Annotated in this window: 14 protein-coding genes; 5 read left to right on the top strand and 9 right to left on the bottom strand. The window is 42.7% G+C overall.

All coding sequences use genetic code 11. From position 1 onward, the window contains the following. Nucleotides 1-3 precede the first annotated feature (3 nt). The gene (gene sppA / locus ABIM45_07085) at nucleotides 4-837 is read left to right on the top strand and encodes a signal peptide peptidase SppA (GenBank protein ID MEO0239663.1); all 834 of its coding nucleotides are present in this window, start codon (nucleotides 4-6) and stop codon (nucleotides 835-837) included. Next, nucleotides 834-2,141 (top strand): adenylosuccinate lyase, encoded by a 1,308-nt coding sequence (purB, locus tag ABIM45_07080; GenBank protein MEO0239662.1) that lies wholly within the window; start codon nucleotides 834-836, stop codon nucleotides 2,139-2,141. Before sppA ends, purB begins: the two co-directional genes overlap by 4 nt. Here purB and tsaD read toward each other — a convergent pair. The 7 genes from tsaD to ABIM45_07045 all read right to left on the bottom strand — a co-directional run bounded on the left by tsaD (nucleotide 2,134) and on the right by ABIM45_07045 (nucleotide 12,201). Further along, nucleotides 2,134-3,123, bottom strand: a complete 990-nt coding sequence (tsaD, locus tag ABIM45_07075) for a tRNA (adenosine(37)-N6)-threonylcarbamoyltransferase complex transferase subunit TsaD (GenBank protein ID MEO0239661.1) — start codon at nucleotides 3,121-3,123, stop codon at nucleotides 2,134-2,136. The two genes, purB and tsaD, sit on opposite strands and share 8 nt — an antisense overlap. 1 nt (nucleotide 3,124) lies before the next feature. Then, on the bottom strand, nucleotides 3,125-4,249 hold the full coding sequence (locus ABIM45_07070) for an amidohydrolase (protein MEO0239660.1): 1,125 nt from the start codon (nucleotides 4,247-4,249) through the stop codon (nucleotides 3,125-3,127). Nucleotides 4,250-4,258: 9 nt separating this feature from the next. After that, a complete protein-coding gene (locus ABIM45_07065; GenBank protein MEO0239659.1) occupies nucleotides 4,259-5,416 on the bottom strand; it encodes an amidohydrolase in 1,158 nt (385 codons plus the stop codon). Next, nucleotides 5,401-6,531, bottom strand: a complete 1,131-nt coding sequence (locus ABIM45_07060; GenBank protein MEO0239658.1) for an amidohydrolase family protein — start codon at nucleotides 6,529-6,531, stop codon at nucleotides 5,401-5,403. The genes ABIM45_07065 and ABIM45_07060 overlap by 16 nt, the downstream gene beginning before the upstream one ends. A 102-nt stretch (nucleotides 6,532-6,633) precedes the next feature. Continuing rightward, nucleotides 6,634-9,474: a S8 family serine peptidase gene (locus ABIM45_07055; protein MEO0239657.1), complete on the bottom strand. Its 2,841-nt coding sequence runs from the start codon at nucleotides 9,472-9,474 to the stop codon at nucleotides 6,634-6,636. A gap of 96 nt (nucleotides 9,475-9,570) precedes the next feature. Beyond that, nucleotides 9,571-10,977 (bottom strand): T9SS type A sorting domain-containing protein, encoded by a 1,407-nt coding sequence (locus ABIM45_07050; GenBank protein MEO0239656.1) that lies wholly within the window; start codon nucleotides 10,975-10,977, stop codon nucleotides 9,571-9,573. 36 nt (nucleotides 10,978-11,013) lie between these two features. Further along, nucleotides 11,014-12,201 (bottom strand): glycerol-3-phosphate acyltransferase, encoded by a 1,188-nt coding sequence (locus tag ABIM45_07045; protein ID MEO0239655.1) that lies wholly within the window; start codon nucleotides 12,199-12,201, stop codon nucleotides 11,014-11,016. A 38-nt stretch (nucleotides 12,202-12,239) separates the two neighbouring features. Between ABIM45_07045 and ABIM45_07040 the strand changes: the two genes are divergently transcribed. From ABIM45_07040 to ABIM45_07030, 3 genes are read left to right on the top strand one after another with little or no spacing between them, the layout of a single operon-like run. Continuing rightward, nucleotides 12,240-13,271 (top strand): mannose-1-phosphate guanylyltransferase, encoded by a 1,032-nt coding sequence (locus ABIM45_07040; GenBank protein MEO0239654.1) that lies wholly within the window; start codon nucleotides 12,240-12,242, stop codon nucleotides 13,269-13,271. 13 nt (nucleotides 13,272-13,284) lie between these two features. Then, the gene (locus ABIM45_07035) at nucleotides 13,285-14,313 is read left to right on the top strand and encodes a hypothetical protein (protein MEO0239653.1); all 1,029 of its coding nucleotides are present in this window, start codon (nucleotides 13,285-13,287) and stop codon (nucleotides 14,311-14,313) included. 12 nt (nucleotides 14,314-14,325) lie between these two features. Next, complete coding sequence (locus ABIM45_07030) at nucleotides 14,326-16,719, top strand: DUF5723 family protein (protein MEO0239652.1); 2,394 nt, start codon at nucleotides 14,326-14,328, stop codon at nucleotides 16,717-16,719. A 72-nt stretch (nucleotides 16,720-16,791) separates the two neighbouring features. On the opposite strand, the gene ABIM45_07025 is transcribed toward ABIM45_07030, so the two are convergent. Both ABIM45_07025 and ABIM45_07020 read right to left on the bottom strand, forming a co-directional pair. After that, the gene (locus tag ABIM45_07025) at nucleotides 16,792-17,067 is read right to left on the bottom strand and encodes an acylphosphatase (protein MEO0239651.1); all 276 of its coding nucleotides are present in this window, start codon (nucleotides 17,065-17,067) and stop codon (nucleotides 16,792-16,794) included. Nucleotides 17,068-17,069: 2 nt separating this feature from the next. Then, a complete protein-coding gene (locus ABIM45_07020; protein ID MEO0239650.1) occupies nucleotides 17,070-17,993 on the bottom strand; it encodes an NAD-dependent epimerase/dehydratase family protein in 924 nt (307 codons plus the stop codon). Nucleotides 17,994-18,008 lie beyond the last annotated feature (15 nt).

The following is an 18,008-nucleotide window of genomic DNA, read 5'->3' as shown; positions in this document are numbered from 1 at the left end:
ATTATGAAGAAAAAATGGTGGTTGTGGCTGCTTATTGGAATAGGGATAATTTACGTAATTGCGGGTTTTGCAATTACCAACCTTGAAGAAAATCTGGCCGTTGTCAGAATCAATGGTACTATTTCCAGTTCTAAGGAGATTGTCGATGAGATCGATGGCTATGCAAAAAAGGAAAGTGTGCGGGGTCTCCTTTTGCTTATAAACTCGCCCGGTGGTGGGATTGTGCCTTCCGATGAGATTTACAGAAGCATTTTGAGATTCAAGCAAAAAGGAAAGCCCGTAGTTGCCTATTTTGGGACGGTTGCCGCTTCAGGTGGTTACTATATTGCCTGTGCCTCTGACTATATAGTCTCTCATCCGCTTTCTTTGACAGGTTCCATTGGAACTATTATTGAATATCCTGTGGTCAAAGGACTTCTGGATAAAGTGGGAGTTGAATTCGTGGTAATAAAATCGGGAAGGGTAAAGGACATCGCCTCTCCTTTTAAAAAACTCTCTGAAGAGGAGCGTAGAATTTTACAAAATATCATCGAGCAAGGGTATAATAACTTTGTCGACGTAGTTGCGAAGGGGAGAAATCTTCCCAGGGATTCGGTTTTGAGGATTGCCGATGGAAGGGTTTTAACTGGTAACGATGCCTTTAAGCTCGGTCTTGTTGATACCGTTGGAGATGAGGTCCTCGCTAAGGAAAGATTAAGAGAGCTGGCGAAGGTTAAAGGACCGGTCCGCTGGGTTGAAAGAAAAAAGTTACCGCTTATTTTAAGGTATCTTAATCTTGATGAGGTTATTAAAAGTCCCTTGGAAGTGAAATTTGATTACAGGATGGTGCTTCAATGATTGAGAGGTATTCCATTCCAGAAATCAGGGATATTTTTAAGGAGGAGAATAAGTATAAAAAGTGGGTTGAGATTGAACTCACTCACCTTCAGGTTTTGGAGGAGGAAGGCCTTATCCCGCAGGGCAGTTACTCCGAAGTTGCGGAGAAGGTAAAGGATATCGACTACGTAGAGTTTGCAAAGAGAGCCAAGGAAATCGAGAAGGAAGTGGATCATGACGTGATTGCCTTCCTTATAGCCCTTGAAGAAAGGGTAGGAGATAAAGGTCGCTACCTCCACTTCGGTCTCACCTCCAGTGATGTGGTGGATACTGCCAATGCGCTGATGTTGAAGGAGGCTTTGGAAAAGGTTATAAAGGAACTGGATAGCCTCATTGAAGAAGTAAAGAAGAAGGCTGTTGAATATAAGTATTTTCCCATTATGGGAAGAACCCATGGGGTTTTTGCTGAGCCGACGAGCCTTGGCCTTAAATTTCTCTATTTTTACTCAGAGCTTTTAAGGGCAAGGAGCCGTTTAGTGGTGGCCCTGAATGAGATTTCCGTAGGGAAAATTTCCGGGGCTGTTGGGAACTATGTTTACCTTTCTCCAGATATAGAGGAGAAGATTCTTAAAAGGCTTAATCTGAAGCCCGAAGGGGTATCGACCCAGATTGTGCCGAGGGACAGGCATGCCTTTATGATGTCACAGATTGCCATCCTTGCCTCCTCCCTCGAGAGATTTGCTACAGAAATAAGACTTCTTCAGAGAACGGAAGTCAACGAGATTATGGAACCCTTTGGCAAGGGTCAGAGGGGCTCCTCTGCGATGCCTCACAAGAGAAATCCTATAAAATCTGAGAGGGTTTGTGGCCTTGCGAGACTTTTAAGGGGCTACCTTATTCCTGCCCTGGAAAACATCCCGCTATGGCACGAAAGGGATATTTCTCACTCTTCCAACGAGAGATACATCTTTGAAGACGCCCTTTGTACGCTTTTCTATGTTATCAGGCTAATGAAGGGTATCGTTGAAGGCCTTGTAGTAAATAGAGAGAAAATTGAGGAAAATCTCAGAAAGTACGGCGATTTTTACTACTCACAGGCACTTCTTCTTGCCCTCGTGAAAAAGGGGCTCCCCAGAAAGGATGCCTACGAGATTGTAAAGAGGGTATCCCACAAATCCTTTGATGAAGGCGTGGGCCTCAGAGAAATGGTTCTCTCAGATGCAGAACTCGGCAAAATATTTACACCGCAAGAAATCGATGAGATCTTTAAGACGGATTTCCTCAGAAACGTAGATGAAGTTTACAGGAGATTTGGCCTTAGCTGAAGATTAGTGAAGGGTCTGCGGGCAAATTGAATTCGTCCCTTTTGCCTTTTTCGAGATAAAATACCCCGACCGCTGCCACCATAGTTCCGTTGTCCACTGTGAATTGAGGCTCTGGAAATTCAACTTTGATGCCCTTTAATGCCTCGGTGAAGATCTTCCTGAGTCGCGAGTTCATACTTACTCCACCAACGACTCCGAGGTTTTTCACGCCTGTTTGTTCGATGGCCCTTTTAACCTTTTCAAGAAGCATATCGACTACAGCCTCCTGGTAAGAGGCACAAAGATTGTTCAGATTTTCTTTCACGAATTGCTCACCTTTTTCTTTTATGAGGTATAAGGCTGCCGTTTTAAGGCCACTAAAACTGAAGTTCAAGCCTTCTACCTTTGCTCTTGGGAATCGGTAAAAATTGGGGTCTCCTGTCTGAGAAAGTTTGTCGATTATAGGACCACCGGGGTATGGTAATCCCACCATCTTTGCGAATTTGTCCAAGGCTTCCCCCGCTGCATCATCTACAGTGCCACCAAGAAATTTATACTTGCCTGGCCTTTCCATAAGTACCAGTTCCGTGTGTCCACCACTAACGATGAGAAAAAGGTAGGGTTCTTCGGGAAGTCTCTTGTTCAAAAATATTGAAAACATATGGGCTTCTAAATGGTTGATGCCAATGAAGGGTTTATTGAAAAAGTATGCTAAGGATTTGGCAAAGGCAAGTCCCACGAGGAGTGAACCCACAAGTCCAGGCCCGTAAGTAACAGCGATTCCATCTATGTTATCAAAATTTAAGTTGGCTCTTTTTAAAGCCTCTTCGGTCATAGGGAGAATCAATTTTGTGTGCATTCTTGAGGCGATTTCGGGGACTACGCCGCCAAAAACGCTGTGTTCAAGGTGGGTCTTCGAAAGGTTTATCAATACTTTGTATTCGTTATTAACGATTCCTACCGCCGTTTCGTCGCAGGATGTTTCAATTCCAAGAACAATCATATCAAACCACCCTCACTCCATCAACGAAAACCATTTCAACCCTCGACATTACATCGAAGGGATGGCCATTAAAAACAACTATGTCGGCATCGTTTCCTTTTCTAATGTAGCCAACACGATCTGCAACACCGAGGAACTCAGCGGGCGTGGATGTTATTGCTTTGAATGCTGTGATCTCATCAAGACCCTCTTTGAAGCTCATTGCGGCATAGAGGTTGAGGTGATAAAGGGCGTTAAATGGATGATCGGAGGTGATCGCCACAGGGATACCATAGGTCGATAGCCTCGCGGGGTTTTCGAAACTAAGATTTTTTGACTCAGGCTTCGAACTTACACCAAAAAGAGGCCCTACGACGATTCCCTTTACTTTTCCCTTAAGTTTTTCAGCAACAAGGGGCGCATCACTGGCGTGTTCCAATATCATTTCGAAACCGAATTCCTCATGAAGTCTTAATGCAGTCTCAATGTCTTGGACCGAATGACAGTGAATTCTACAGGGTATTTCCTTTCTTAAAGCCTTTAAGATATTTTCCAGTTTTAAATCCCTTTCTTTTTTCCTTTTCTCCTCTCCGTATCTTTTTGCCTTTGTGAACCATTCTCTGATTACTGCGGCAGTGGCCATTCTTGTCGATGGAAAGGTCTTCTTCTCTCTGTAGGTAAGCTTTGGATTTTCCCCCAGTGCCATTTTTAGACCTGCTTCTTTTTTCACAATGATTTCTGAAATAGGTGCGTTTTTGAGTTTTATAACAGAACCAATCCCTCCTATGGGGTTTGCGCTGCCGGGGGTAATGAAAACCGTTGTCACACCGCTTTTCAAGGCCTTTCCAACAGCTGGGTCCTGCGGATTATAGGCGTCGATCGCATAGAGATGAGGAGTGGCAGGGTCAGTAGCCTCGTTTATGTCAGAATAATCCCTCGGAGCTCCCTCATCTCTCATTCCGATGTGAGTATGCGGGTCGATTAAACCGGGAAGGATGTATTTACCTTTAAGGTTTATTATTTCGGCATTTTTCGGTATTCGTTTCCTTCTTAAAACCTTTACGATTTTTCCATTTTCAATGAAAATTGCCCCGTTTTCAATGAATTCTTCGCCGGTAAAGATTTTCCCTCCAATAAGGACGATCATTCATCCCTCCTAAATATAGAGGTCCTCTCTTGATTTGTGTTCATAGACAATTTCGCCGCTGATGATGGTCATTTTTACACGAAATCTGGGATCCAGGACTTCTTTGTTAGTTATAACGATATCGGCATCTTTCCCTTTTTTCAGGCTCCCTATCCTGTGGTCAAGGCCGAGGATTTTTGCGCCGTTTATTGTTAGTGCCTTTAAGGCCATTTCTTCTGAAAGGCCATGTCTCACTGCGATTTGGGCGGAGTAAAAGAGACCGTAGTGGGGAAGGACGGGAAAGTCGGTGGTGAAGGCGAAAAGAACGCCCTTTTCTTCGTAAATCCTTGCAGTTTCGGGAGTTCTGAATTTGAGTTCCTGTTTTATTCTTGTAGTTATTGTAGGACCGAGGGCACAGGGCACCTGTTCCTTAGCTAGGATTTCTGCAATGAAATGTCCTTCTGTAGAATGCTCAATCACAAATTTTATTCCGAATTCTTTCATTATTCTGAGGGCGGTGAGGATGTCATCCTCCCTGTGGGAGTGAATTCGTGCAGGGTATTTCCCCTCAAAAAGGCCAACCAAGGGTTCGAGTTTGAAATCAAAGGCCTTCTTGTCCTTCTTTTTCTTCTCGATGTAATTAAGGGTGTCGATGAGGGCCTTTCTCAAAATAGCGGCGTTGCCAAGCCTCGTAGATGGCAACTTTTTCTGAGAGGAGTAAACCCTTTTGGGGTTTTCACCGAGGGCCATTTTGATGCCAGAGGGATTCAAAAGGATTTCGCCCGTTGTCTTTGTGGCAACGCCCTGACCGCCAATTACATTGGCGCTTCCGGGCATTATGTTGACTGTTGTGACACCGGAAGAAATCGCCTCTTTGAATCCATCATCGTGGAAGTTGATCCCGTCGATGGCTCTGACATGAGGAGTTACAGGGTCTGTTGCCTCATTGCCATCGGAACCCTCAATATTGACTCCTTCCTCCCATAAGCCAGTATGGGTGTGAATGTCAATGAATCCAGGGTAAATGAAGCTATCTGCTGCGTCAATCACCTTTGCATCTTTAGGAACTTCCATCCTCGGGGTGACATCTTCAATTTTACCATTTTTAATCACCACATAGCCACCTTCGAGGGGTGCGCCCTCCATGGTGAAAATTTTACCACCTTTTATGATTAAAAGTTTTTCCATACCATTTCTCCTTCTAACATGTGGCCAACCACATCAGATTCCTTTGTAAAGGGCTCGTCGGAAAGGAAGACAAGGTTTGCCTTTTTTCCCTTTTCAATAGTACCTGCCTCCCTTTCAAGGCTTAGTATATTAGCGGGGTTTGTGGATATTGAACGCAGTGCATCAAGTTCTGGAATTCCCACCTTTACAAGGAGGGCTGACTGATGGTAAAGGAGATGAACGGGTACCACGGGATGGAGGGTAGTTAGAGCAAAGATTACGCCTTTTTCGTAAAGGGGATAGAGATTTTTTGCATAATGGTTTCTCTGGTGGTATAGCCTACCGGCGATAAAATAGGGACCTGCAATAACAGGAATTTCCTCTTTTTTCAAAAGGTCTGCAACCTGGAAAGAATCTTCTGCCTCCTGGAGAATGATGTTAATATCGTACTCCCTTTTTAATTCAATGGCCTTTTCGATTTCATCCCTTGTGTTTACGGAGATCTTAATAGGTATCTCTTTACGCAGGACCTTAAGAAGGGCTTCCATCTCTAAGTCCTTTTCCTTCTCTTTCTTCTTTTCGTAATTTTTTGCCTTTTCGAATTTTTCTCGAATTAGTGCCAGAATTCCCATTTTTGTCGATGGGTATTTACCCTCTGATCTCCAGCGGATTCGTGAACTGTAATTCATATTGAGTTTCAATGCAGAGGGGAATACCCTTACCATATCATCCGCTGTAATTCCCATGCTTGCAAATATACCTTCGAGGCCTGAGAAAACAGCAGAGTCGCCAGGAGAGGAGACGAAATAAGAAACACCGCCCTTAGCTGCATCCTTTATACCAAGATCTTTTGGGTAGAAGGCGTCGAGGCTTCGGAGGTGGGGAAGGGATGGAAAAGTGGCTTCGTCAGAGTCATAGTAGTTAAATCCTGCACCTTCTTCTGCAAGTCCTATCTGGGTTGCAGGGTCGATGAAGGATGGAATAACCACAAGTTTTTCTGCATGGATAAATTCACCCACAGAAGGTTTTGATGTGGTTATATCCTGGATTATCCCATCCTCGACCACGATGTACTTGTTCTCAAGTATCTCGTTGCCTTTCAGGGTTATAATTTTACCGGCTTTAATGATTTTCATTGCTACTCCTTTTGCAATAATTTTTTAGTTTGCAACGCGAACAATCAAAAAGGGCGGGGCCCCCGAAGGGGGCCCCGCATGAATTTTCCCTTAGTGCAGTCCTTACTTTACGAGAATAATTTTTGATGTCTTCTTTACGTTTTCACTTTCCACCTTTACGATGTAAAGTCCAGCGGAGAGCCCTGAAAGATTTACATTAACCATCCCGTTTGTAGGAGCATAGGTATCGCTCCTAACCAGTGAACCCTTTGCGTCGTAAACGGATACTTTAACCTCTCTTACGTTTTTGCCAATGGAGAAGTTGAAGTTGCTCCGTGAAATGGTGGGTATCGTAATATTTGTTTGCTGTGGGGCTTCACCAGCATTTACCACAGTACTCCAGTATCTTGCATAGGCATCCTCTACATAGCTTTGTAGGTTGGCTAAGCTCGATGCCCCGGCTACAACAAAGGCCACCTTCACAGAATCGTAAGGTGCAATATTGAAAGGTCCTGCCGATACAACCGTTGACCAATCATAGTTTCTATTGGTGGATGCTGAAGTATAGGTGCCGTTGAGGAATTTCATTTCTACACTGTCGGGAAGGCCATTGTAGGGGTAAACATAGGTGTCATGGTCTATCACTGAACGGTTTGCAATTAGTGTGGTTTGTTGACGTGAAGGGTTAAGAATGGCTGTTCCCATAAAGGTGGAAGAATAGTAGAGGTAGGCCAAATTCCTTGTGGCATCGGTGCCGCCAGCGTTGGATGAGGCGCCGCTGCTTCCTCCGATATCCCAGTCGGTAAAGAGGCCTGCATAGAGACCGTTGATTGGATTAGGCGAGGAGTTGTATAGAGTGTATTCAAGGATTACATAGTTGGGAGCAACGCCATCGTTAAAGGTATATCCCCTTTGATAGACCCATAAACCCTTGGACACTTCACCACCAGCGTCAGTAAAAATGGCCTGTGAATATTCATAGTAGGGTGGATAGGGATTGTATTTAAAGACTCTCCCATCGGGATTGGTCGTTGTGACCCAGTCGTCATCGTCTCCGGAACTGGATTCGTAATATCTATCGATTACATAAGGAAGCTGGGTCCCAACGGCAAAAGCGCCGTAGAACAGATGAGATGCGGAAGATGAAGGATATTTACAACCGGACCCTTGAGACTGACTTGAGCTCATATATCCCAGCGTGCCATACTTTGTTACCGTTAAAACAATATTACCCGGTGAATGGTCCGCATAATCGACTCCAGGAATACCTACGGTCAAAGAGAAGCTGTAGTTCCAGGAGTACCCACCATCGCAGGTAATATTCAAATTGAAATCAATACTTGTTCCGTTTGGTGTGTTTGCGCTTGAGCTCACTATGAAGGGATCACTACCATTGTTGGCTGTTCCATTAGAGGAGATATTGCCAAAGGAAGTTGTTCCATCGCTTATCGCGGCATAAGTCGAACTTGTGCTTAATGTACCTTGAACATTGGTTGCATCGGCACCGTTGTTCTTTACTGTTACCGTGATGTAAATCGTTTCGCCGGCGTCCCACACGTTATTTCCATTCTGATCGGTATATGAATAGTTTAGAAGCACTACTGAAGGCTCGCTGGGGGCAGGTGTGTGCAAAAGTGCCTGGTATATATCGAGGACTCCCCAACCATAGTTATTGTTAGGATAGGGTGAACCCTGGGAAGGCTGTCTTGAGTAATCCAAAAGTAGCGAATAAACAGTGTTAAAATCTAAATTCGGATTCCTTTGAAGGAGTATAGCCACAGCCCCTGCGACGTGTGGAGTGGCCATCGACGTACCATCCATCGATTGGTAGCCTCCGCCAGGAACCGATGATGGTACGCTTACTCCAGGTGCAGAAATATTTGGCTTTATGAAGTTCCAGTCGCTACGGGGCCAGTAGGCAGTGTTGTTCCAGGGAGACTGATTCGGGGCAGGCCCTCTCGATGAAAAGCTGGCTATGTAATCGTTGTTATCTACAGCTCCTACAGCAATGACATTGGGGAAAGAGCCAGGCGTATTTACCGTTGCAGAGTTTGGCCCACTGTTACCTGCAGCGAAAACAGGGATTATTCCGTTGTTTCTCCAGTTTACAACGTCATTCCAGAATTCTGTACTCGTATAATCCGTTGAACCCCAGGAATTGGATACTACCTTTATGTTTACTCCCTGTGCTTTCCATTCCAATATTTTTTGGAATCCATTGTGAATCCAGTCTGCATATCCACTTCCTTGAGAATTGAAGATTTTACAAGCTACAAACTTAGCCCCCGGTGCGACACCAATGTCATTTGCAAAGGATCCCAAACCATCACCGCCGAGAATTGTCCCCATTGTGTGGGTACCATGTCCGTTATCGTCGTAGGGTTGAGACTGTCCATTCACTGCATCGAACCAGTATCCCAAATACTTCCCGGATAAGGCAGGGTGGGTTATATCTACACCTGAGTCTAAATGACCAATTATGATTCCACTTCCATCGTATCCCGCCATCCAGCAAGAATCGGCTTTAACTTTTGTTATGTTCCAGGTAGGTGATTTTGTTTCAACCTTTTCACTTGAAGGCGTCGTTTTTTCCAACTTTATCACGAAGTTGTCAATGAGGTATTCCACATCATCTCTCTCAGCGATCCATTCGATAACATCCTTTGTTGCTACAATGTAAAATCCGTTGAAGATCCAATAGGGACTTAGGGTTTTTATTTTATCTCCGTAGTTTTGCTCTAAGGCTTTAAGAATTTCGCTTTGAGATTCCTTTGCAAAGGATTTCAAAACTTCTACATACTGGGCGGGAGTTAATCCCTTCATAGCATCGTAGTCTGGTTTTGCCTTGAGGTGAACTATAGCCTCAGTGTACTCATTTGGGGCGGCTTTAGCCAGTTTTTCCTTGAGGGCGGGGTATATGTACGCCCTTGTAGTTAGTAGTGTTAGCAATAGTAATTTAAGCATTTAAACCTCCTGTTTTAAAATTTTATAACCAGTTTAGAATTTTTCCAAAATCGGGATTCCTGCACTTATGACTATTCATAATTATTTAACTTCGAATCACCTGGGTAAAATTAATTTTTGCGTCACAACAGCTGAGTTAGTCTCTAAACTGCAGAAATATAAGCCTCCGGATAATCTTGAAGTATTCCATTGCATTGTATGTGGTCCGGCAGGTGAAAATCCACTCATCAATGTGGCAATTTCCTGTCCAAGGATATTGTAAATCCGCAAAGTAACATAGCATCCTTTCGGCAAATCGTATTCTATGGTAACTGAATTGTTATAAGGCGTCGTATAGTCCAGGTATAGCCGTAATATGAGGTTGTCCATATCTTTTATCACCAAAGGGGTAATGAACCTTCCGTAAACATCACCGTTGGAAAACTCAGAATTACAGCGTGTGGCTACTGCAAGGTAGCTTCCCCCTCCAAAGCCAACGCCACCTACTGGAATTTTATTGTTCAATGGGCCAAAAATGACAAAGGGTGTATCAACTGGCACACCAAAGGTATTATAGAACCTCCCCATCATGTTGCCATCTAAAAATTGCGTCCAGGTTATTAAATAGTTCGTGCCATCAAAGGCAACCGATGGTAAAAAGGGCAATTTAGTGGTATCACAAATAGTTATTGTTCCATCAATTGTCCCAGAAGTGCTAATAAATTTGCCAAGCAAAGTCCATTTAACAAAATAAGAAGTATCATCTGTAGTTTCATGATATGCCAGCAAGTACTTTGTCCCATCAAAGGCAAGAGAAACTGGATTGTCGCTGTAGTAGGGACCACCATCAATTAGAAAATTGCCTCCAACCAGTGTGCCGGATTTGCTTACGAATTGCCCATAAATATCTTTGTTGTTATCACCATCAACCCAGGCGACGAGAAAGTTAGAACCATCGAAGGCAACAGCGTTCTCCCTTGCACTTCCAATGGAAATTTGTATTTGAGAACCTATCAAATTGCCGCTTTTACTTATTATTTGCCCGTAAAGATGGTTGTCAGATTTAATAAATGTTACCAAGAACACTGTATCACCTCTAGCGATGTTGAAAGTACCAGGCCTACTTGTGACTAAATTTGTAGCAATGCTAAACGAAAAGCCGAGGAGATTCCCTGCAGTATCGATGAATTGCCCTTTAAGGGTGCCATTGAATTCACACCAAACTAAGAAGTAGTTGGTCCCGTCGAATATTGGTATTGCACCAGGGAAAACTCCAATATCATTAAGTGAAATTCGCGAACCAATTAAATTTCCGGGATAACCAATGAGCTGTGCGTTTATGGTATATGGACTGTTGGAATCGCCATAAATTGCCACTAGACCATTGTGTCCACCGTACACAGCACCCCCTGAGAAAGTACTATCGTTTCCCACTGCAATAGGAAATTCCTGCGCATTGATGGTTGCCTGTGCAAAAAATAAACAAGCAACCATGGTGACAATTATATGATGTTTTTTAATCATATCCACCTCCTCTTGTTTGCTAAATTATACACCATTTCAATATTTTCCAAAATAATACATTGCAAGTCCTGAGAAAAGCGACCCGCTCAGGTTGTCGTCTAATTTCCAGGGTAGCACTTCTGATATGGCCCCAACTAAAGCACCTATAATGGCAAGGGGAAAGGGAAAGTTTGCGAGGATCGAATAAATGTAACCCGCTATTACTCCAAAAGTTACATAGGCAATGAAACCTTCGAGGGTCTTTTCAAAGAGTTGTCTTCGCCCATATTCCAATCCCATAAGTTTTGCGAACATATCACCAAAGACTGGGAAAAGAATTGAACATGAAGCGATTTTTCCCGGAAACAGCAGAAAACTTAAAAAGGAAGCCACTGTGAAGTGGGTCATACTGGAGAAGGTTTTCTCTTCCTTGCTCTTAAAAGCAAAACTGAGAGTTTTCATAATTGCCTTATTTATACCTGCTTTTGAGAGCCTCACAAGGTCAAAGATTAAAAAGGCAAGGGCAACACTACCGGTTAAGTTAAGGATGAAGCCCTTTGAGGTTTGGAAGTAGATAATTATAAATAATACAGCAAAGGGTCTTGCTGCGAATCTGGACCACTTTATAGTGGTTCTTGTTCTTTCGCTTAGTCTGTAGCCAGTTTTAATGCGGTTTCGCAAGTTAAGGACAAAGATATGTAAAGCGAATACCAGCATTGTTAACCATTCAAGGGGTGAAGAATGAACTGCTGTCAATAGGAAGGCTACAGGAAGAATGTATAATCCCAGTATTCCTGAGGGGCCGATGATATAAATCAATACCAGTGAATAAAAGAGTAGAAGTAGAAAGGCTGTTAGAAAATCTGGTTTTGTAAATAAGGTTCTGAAAAGGAGGTACAATAGAATGCCCGTTGCAGTGGCTTCGCCTTGGCCCCCTCTGAATTTTAGATAAAAGGGGAAAATATGGCCGAGGACCGCTGCGTAGGAAATTAAAAAGTTTATTGGATATCCAATGCCGATACAAAAGGCAATCCATACCGAGATTAACCCTTTAGAAAGGTCAAAAATTGCGGTAAAAAGGGCGGGTATCGGTCCAAGGATTTTGTATGCGTTAATTACACCTGCATTCTTTTCCCCAACTTCCCTTATGTCGATACCCCTTAGGAGTTTTCCAAAGAAGTAGGAAGGTGACAGGGACCCTATAAGATACCCACATAAGATGCTGAATAGGATCTTCAAAGCCATATTTTTATTATAAAGCTATGGAGCATTATAATTATATGATGAGTTTTGTAGCGGGTGTATTGTGTGGAGGTAAAGGTGAGAGATTTTGGCCCCTATCGAGGGACGAAAATCCGAAGCAATTTCTTCAAATCGCGGGCGAGGGAACCCTTATTGAACAAACGGTAAAACGTTTGCAAAAAGTTCCAGAGACTAAAGAGATTTTTCTCATTTCCAATTCAAGGTTCAAAGATAGGTTAGATTCAATGTTTCCCGGTATCTTTAAGATTCTTGAACCCATCGGCAAAAACACCGCACCTGCCTGTGCCGTGGCCAACGAGTATACTTTGAGGAAGTACGGTGAAATAATCCTTGGCATTTTCCCATCGGATCATTTTATAAGGGAGGACGAAATTTTCATCGAAGCTGTAGAAGAGGCAAAGGGTTTAGCCCAAAAGGGGTACATTGTTACTATTGGCATGAAGCCCACAAGACCCGAAACGGGTTACGGTTATATCGAAAGAGGTGAAAAGATTGGAAAAAGATCTTATAAGGCTATTAAGTTCCATGAAAAACCCGATAGAGAAACAGCAGAAAAGTACATTTCCTCTGGGAATTTTTACTGGAATGCAGGGATGTTTGTATGGAGGACAGATGTCTTTGATGAATCTGTGAAAAAATTTATGCCCGAATTTTATAAGGTTTTAAAGGAATCGAAGTTCCCTGAAGAGCTTGATAAGATATATAAAGAGGCGCCCGAAATTTCAGTGGATTATGCGTTTATGGAGAAGGCCGATAACATAGCGGTAGTGGAAGGAGGGTTCTTCTGGGAGGATTTAGGGTCCTTTCCTTCTCTCTTTAAAGTTTTAAATACGGATGAAAAAGGCAACCTAATTCTTGGTGATGCGGTGGTCTCGGAATGTAGGAATTCTCTATTTATTCAGAGGGGACCGGTTATTGCAGCTTACGGGCTCTCTGACATTATAGTAATTTCAACCGATGACGTTGTACTTGTAATTCCAATGAGCGAGGCTCAAAATATAAAAAAGCTAAGGGCAATTCTGAAGGAAAAAGGCTTAGAAAAACTTTTGTAAACAGGAGGTTTTTATGAAGAGGTTTTTGCCAGTGCTTGCTCTGGCATTGATGTTTGCCGGATGCAACCTGAAAATAGAGGAGTGGAACAGCAACAAAGTGCTGCCACTCGATGTAAGTGTTCCTGCTGTGAATAAAACCTATTCAATGGCGGACTTCGTAAGTGATAATCCCAAATATCTTTCTATCGGCAATGATACAATTTATTTTGCCGAAGACACGACTATTACAAACACTTATCTGGCTATAGATAGTACCTTTAACGTTACTTTCTCCCATGGTTTGCCCGATGTTCTTGATACAACGAACTCGGTAATATCTTCGAGATTACCGTTAATTAATGTTACTATCAGGCTCAAGGGACAGGTCATTTTTCCCTTTAATTTAGAATGTGTTTCTTCCTACTATAAGGAAGGAGTTTTGGTGCGGGCTGATACCGTGAATATCGCACTCAATAACCCTGGCCCTATAGATACCACAATTCTTATTGCTTTAACTGATGTTCCAATTGGACCTTTTGCACTAAATGCCCGCGGACGTGGTTCCTTCGGTGCGATTCAGGTTGATACATTGTACGTTGGTTATAAGATACCTTCCGCCTTCGATTTGAGGGGAGACACGCTGGTATTTGAAGAAATTACCCTTAAAGTTGATTCCACAATTATCGAAGCGGCTCAAAAGGGTTTGATCGATACTTTGCAATTTTCCATGTTTGGAGGCAATAGACTGCCCGTAGGATTATTCTTCAATACCTGGTTAATTAATAAAGAAAAAACCGATAGTGCGCAGGTCTTCGATCATAATCTAAATCCTGCGTCAATAGATAATCAAGGGTTTGCAATTGGTGAGACCACCTGGAGTGTAACGGCGAAACTTCCAAAGAGAGTAATAGATTTTCTCACAAGGGATACGATCTATATTCATCAAAGGGTTATTATACCTCAAAGGCCAAGGCCTGTTGTTGTTAGATCGGTTGACTACATAAGATATGGTGGCTATATGAGAGTAGTTGGAAATTTAGACTTTGAGAAACTTTCAGAGTAAAGGAGGATGAAAATGAAGAAGCTTTTTGTAATACTTTTTTTAGTGAGCCTAACCTGGGCCTATCCAATAATCTCCTTTAATGGAGAGTGGTACGGAACCGCTGGGCACTTTGGCCCTTATTCGGTTTTCCATTCCCCTCAAAACTTAGCGGGAAAATACAATCCTTCCTTTGTACTGATGCTTCCCTACTTGCACACCGGTCTAAATAATAATCTGATTTCCCTTGATTTTTACAATGAACTTGCGCCTATGGATACGATAACCGATGAATTTAAGCAGAAGGTACTCAATAAGATAGGCGAAAGTTTCGAATTAAGTCAGTACTCAAGTGTGATGCCCCTTGGAATATCCATAGGCCCTGTCGGGCTGGCAAGCAGGGTTGTTGAGGCTGCAAAGGTTAACTTACCAAGAGACCTTTTCCGCATCGGACTTTATGGTGTTCAAGTTAATAATTCCTACGATTTTTCGAATCTTGAAGCAGAAGCGGTCTCTTATATTCAAAATACTTTGGGCTTTGGATTAAAGGAAAAGATTGCGAATAAAAAAGTTTACTTTGGACTCTCGGGTTCCTATATTGCGGGGCTTGGATATGCGAAAATAACCTCAAGGACAGGAAGAATTGAGGTATCAGACACTTCTATGGAGGTTAAGGACACTGTTGACTTTATGTATTCAACTCCTGATTTCGTGTACAATATTAAGAATCTCACTGTTAGCGATATCTTTAAAGCCCCTGGTTATGGATTTTCAATGTCCTTGGGATCCTCGGTAGAATTGACGCCGAAGTTTACCTTAGGTCTTACTTTAGAAAACTTGGTTTCGAATATTAGGTGGAACTCTGACTCAACTTTCACAGGGATCGCCGCTATATCCTCAAAGAAATTTAATCTTTATGACCTTTATAGTGCTGATTCTTTGAGAGAAATTTTCACCGATACCATTGAAAGAAAGGCAGGCAGTTTCAATACCAAACTTCCTGTAATTCTGAGACTCTCGGGAAGATATGACTTTTATAGAGCTCCGCTGAAGTTTTACTTTGATGTAGAACAGGGCTTTAAGAAAACCGCCCTGTCCAGTACTACGCCGAGGTTGTCCTTAGCCTTGGAACTAAATACCTTCCTTCCTTTAATGCTTGGTGCTACCTTTGGCGGTGGTCAGAGGCCAAACTTTTCATTAGGTACTGGCTTTCAGCTTCCCTTTATGTTCATAAATGCCGGTGTTTCCAATCAGGGTGGAGTAGTAAGCTCTGCGGAAGGGCTTTCAGTGACAGTGGCTGCAGGATTCAGAAGTGCTATTACTCAGAAAATAGAGGGAACAATTATTGACTCTACTACTGGTAATCCGATGATTGCGAAGGTGGAGATTGAAAGGTACGATGGGAAGGTAAAGACTTTGACTACAAAGGATGACGGTAAGTTTAAGGTAAAGATACCTTGGGGATGGACTAAGATAAGCGTGTATGCTCAGAATTACACTTCGAAGGACACAGTGATTTTTGTTGATAAGAAAGAAAAGGTTAAGACCACCTTTTATTTAAAGCCACTCGTGGGAGAATTGGTTGTGATGGTGACAGATTTTGTAACGGGGTTACCAAAAGCCTATGTTCCTGTTATTGTAGTGGATACTCTTGGGCATGCTGATACCCTTCTTACTGACTCAAGCGGTAAAGTGTCTAAAAAATACTTAGAAGGCGTATACTCCATAAAGATCGAAGAGGCCAACTACAAACCTATTTATGAAACCTTTGACATTAAGGCATTGGAGACTGTTACTAAGAACTACACCATAATGCCAACAGAGGGTGAGGTTATAGGCAAAGTAGTGGATGCTAAGACACTTTCACCTCTTGTGGCAACGGTAGAAATCTACGATTCTACGGGTAATCTTGTTGAGACCATAAACACTTCAGAAAATGGCGAGTTCTCTATGAAACTGAAAGAAGGTTTGTACAGAATTAAGGCGCAGGCTGAAAAGTATATACCTTACGAGACCAGCTTTGTTATTGAGGGTGGAAAGAAAACGACAAAGGATATCGCACTTCTCAAGAAGAAAATGGTCTTTACCTTTAGGAATATCTACTTTGAATTCAACAAGGCTGATATTAAGCCTGAGTCTTACCCTGTGCTCGACTCCATTGCCATGTTCCTTAAGGAATACCCGAATGTCAAGGTGGAGATTGGAGGTCATACCGATTCGAGGGGGTCTGATGCTTACAACCTGAAACTATCTCAAGCAAGAGCGGAGGCGGTGAGAGATTATCTGATTAAGGTTCACAACATATCTCCTGACCGGCTAATAGCAAAGGGATATGGTGAGAGAAGGCTTGTGGTTTATCCTGAAAAGACCGAGGAAGATTACCAGATGAACAGAAGGGTGGAGTTCACAATACTGGGTACGATAGAATAATAGAAAGGATTTTAGGCGTAACGAAAGAGGGGCCCATTCGGGCCCCTCTTTCATTTTTAAATAGCCTCTTTTTTAACGCCTTATTTCGAATTCTTTCTCGCCTACGGGAGGTATTTCCTCCTTTATAACCCTTTCTACAACGGCAGCTGGAGGCCCTTCTTCAACTCTTCTTATGAATTCTTCAAGAATCTCCTCTGGACCTTCTGCTTCGATCTCAACCGATTCATCGGGCATATTTCTCACGTATCCACCTATACCCATATTTCTTGCAAGCCTATAGGCAAAGTATCTAAATCCCACTCCCTGAACAATTCCGTAAAGCCTTATGTAATAACGCTTTATGGCCATAGTTATGATTTTCTCAGGTGTTCAATGGTTTTTTCAATGCCTTCCTGGAAGCTTACAATGGGTAACCAGCCCGCTTTCTTAGCTCTATCGGCGTTTAAATAAATTTTATAAACTTCGCCTTTTCTTGGCTCTTTGTAAACGGGCTCTCCGCTATATCCCGTTATTGTTTTCATCATTTTGAAGAGTTCATTGACGGATGTCCCTTTGCCAGAACCGATGTTAAATTCCCGCTCCCGCAAATTTTCAGCTTTTGTGAATATTAGGTTCGCTCGGGCCACGTCCTCTACGTAAATGAAATCTCTTTCCTGATTACCGTCTCCGAAAATATAACAATCCTTATTTTGCAACATATTCATACCAAAGATCGCCACAACTCCAGCTTCTCCGTATGGGTCCTGCCGAGGTCCATAAACGTTGCCATATCTAAGAATTACGTAATCAAGACCGAAATTTTTGTGGTAATATCTTATGTACATTTCGCCTGCGTACTTTGATATCCCATAAGGGCTTAGGGGATCTATGGGGTGTAATTCATCACAGGGAAGGTAAATAGGGTTACCGTAAATGGCACCCCCGCTACTGGAAAAAAGGAATCTTTTGACACCATATTTTACCGATAGTTCCAGGAGGTTTATTGTTCCTCGAATGTTGATGTCTGCATCTTCCTGAGGATTTCTTGTAGAGTATATTACGCTGATCTGGGCTGCATGATGGTTCACGATATCCGGTTTTTCTTTGAAAAAGACCTCTTCAAGGGCTTCAAGATTGCGAATATCCACCTCGTAAAATTTTGACCGGGGGTTAAGATGTTCCCTTTTGCCAGAAGAGAGGTTATCAACAACCACTACATCATAGCCTTCTTTAATGTAGTAGTCCTGAACATGGGAACCTATGAATCCACAACCTCCAGTGAGAAGAACTTTCATGTTTTAATTATAAAT

It is taken from the genome of candidate division WOR-3 bacterium (assembly GCA_039803545.1).
Lineage (GTDB): Bacteria > Hydrothermota > Hydrothermia > UBA1063 > UBA1063 > UBA1063.
The sequence above is the reverse complement of the archived record's forward strand: the minus strand, read 5'-3'. Positions and strand labels throughout refer to the sequence as shown.

Coding starts and splice junctions, on each gene's coding strand:
- sppA (MEO0239663.1), top strand. CDS start 4: ATGAAGAAAAAATGGTGGTTGTGGCTGCTTATTGGAATAGGGATAATT.
- purB (MEO0239662.1), top strand. CDS start 834: ATGATTGAGAGGTATTCCATTCCAGAAATCAGGGATATTTTTAAGGAG.
- tsaD (MEO0239661.1), bottom strand. CDS start 3,123: ATGATTGTTCTTGGAATTGAAACATCCTGCGACGAAACGGCGGTAGGA.
- ABIM45_07070 (MEO0239660.1), bottom strand. CDS start 4,249: ATGATCGTCCTTATTGGAGGGAAAATCTTTACCGGCGAAGAATTCATT.
- ABIM45_07065 (MEO0239659.1), bottom strand. CDS start 5,416: ATGGAAAAACTTTTAATCATAAAAGGTGGTAAAATTTTCACCATGGAG.
- ABIM45_07060 (MEO0239658.1), bottom strand. CDS start 6,531: ATGAAAATCATTAAAGCCGGTAAAATTATAACCCTGAAAGGCAACGAG.
- ABIM45_07055 (MEO0239657.1), bottom strand. CDS start 9,474: ATGCTTAAATTACTATTGCTAACACTACTAACTACAAGGGCGTACATA.
- ABIM45_07050 (MEO0239656.1), bottom strand. CDS start 10,977: ATGATTAAAAAACATCATATAATTGTCACCATGGTTGCTTGTTTATTT.
- ABIM45_07045 (MEO0239655.1), bottom strand. CDS start 12,201: ATGGCTTTGAAGATCCTATTCAGCATCTTATGTGGGTATCTTATAGGG.
- ABIM45_07040 (MEO0239654.1), top strand. CDS start 12,240: ATGAGTTTTGTAGCGGGTGTATTGTGTGGAGGTAAAGGTGAGAGATTT.
- ABIM45_07035 (MEO0239653.1), top strand. CDS start 13,285: ATGAAGAGGTTTTTGCCAGTGCTTGCTCTGGCATTGATGTTTGCCGGA.
- ABIM45_07030 (MEO0239652.1), top strand. CDS start 14,326: ATGAAGAAGCTTTTTGTAATACTTTTTTTAGTGAGCCTAACCTGGGCC.
- ABIM45_07025 (MEO0239651.1), bottom strand. CDS start 17,067: ATGGCCATAAAGCGTTATTACATAAGGCTTTACGGAATTGTTCAGGGA.
- ABIM45_07020 (MEO0239650.1), bottom strand. CDS start 17,993: ATGAAAGTTCTTCTCACTGGAGGTTGTGGATTCATAGGTTCCCATGTT.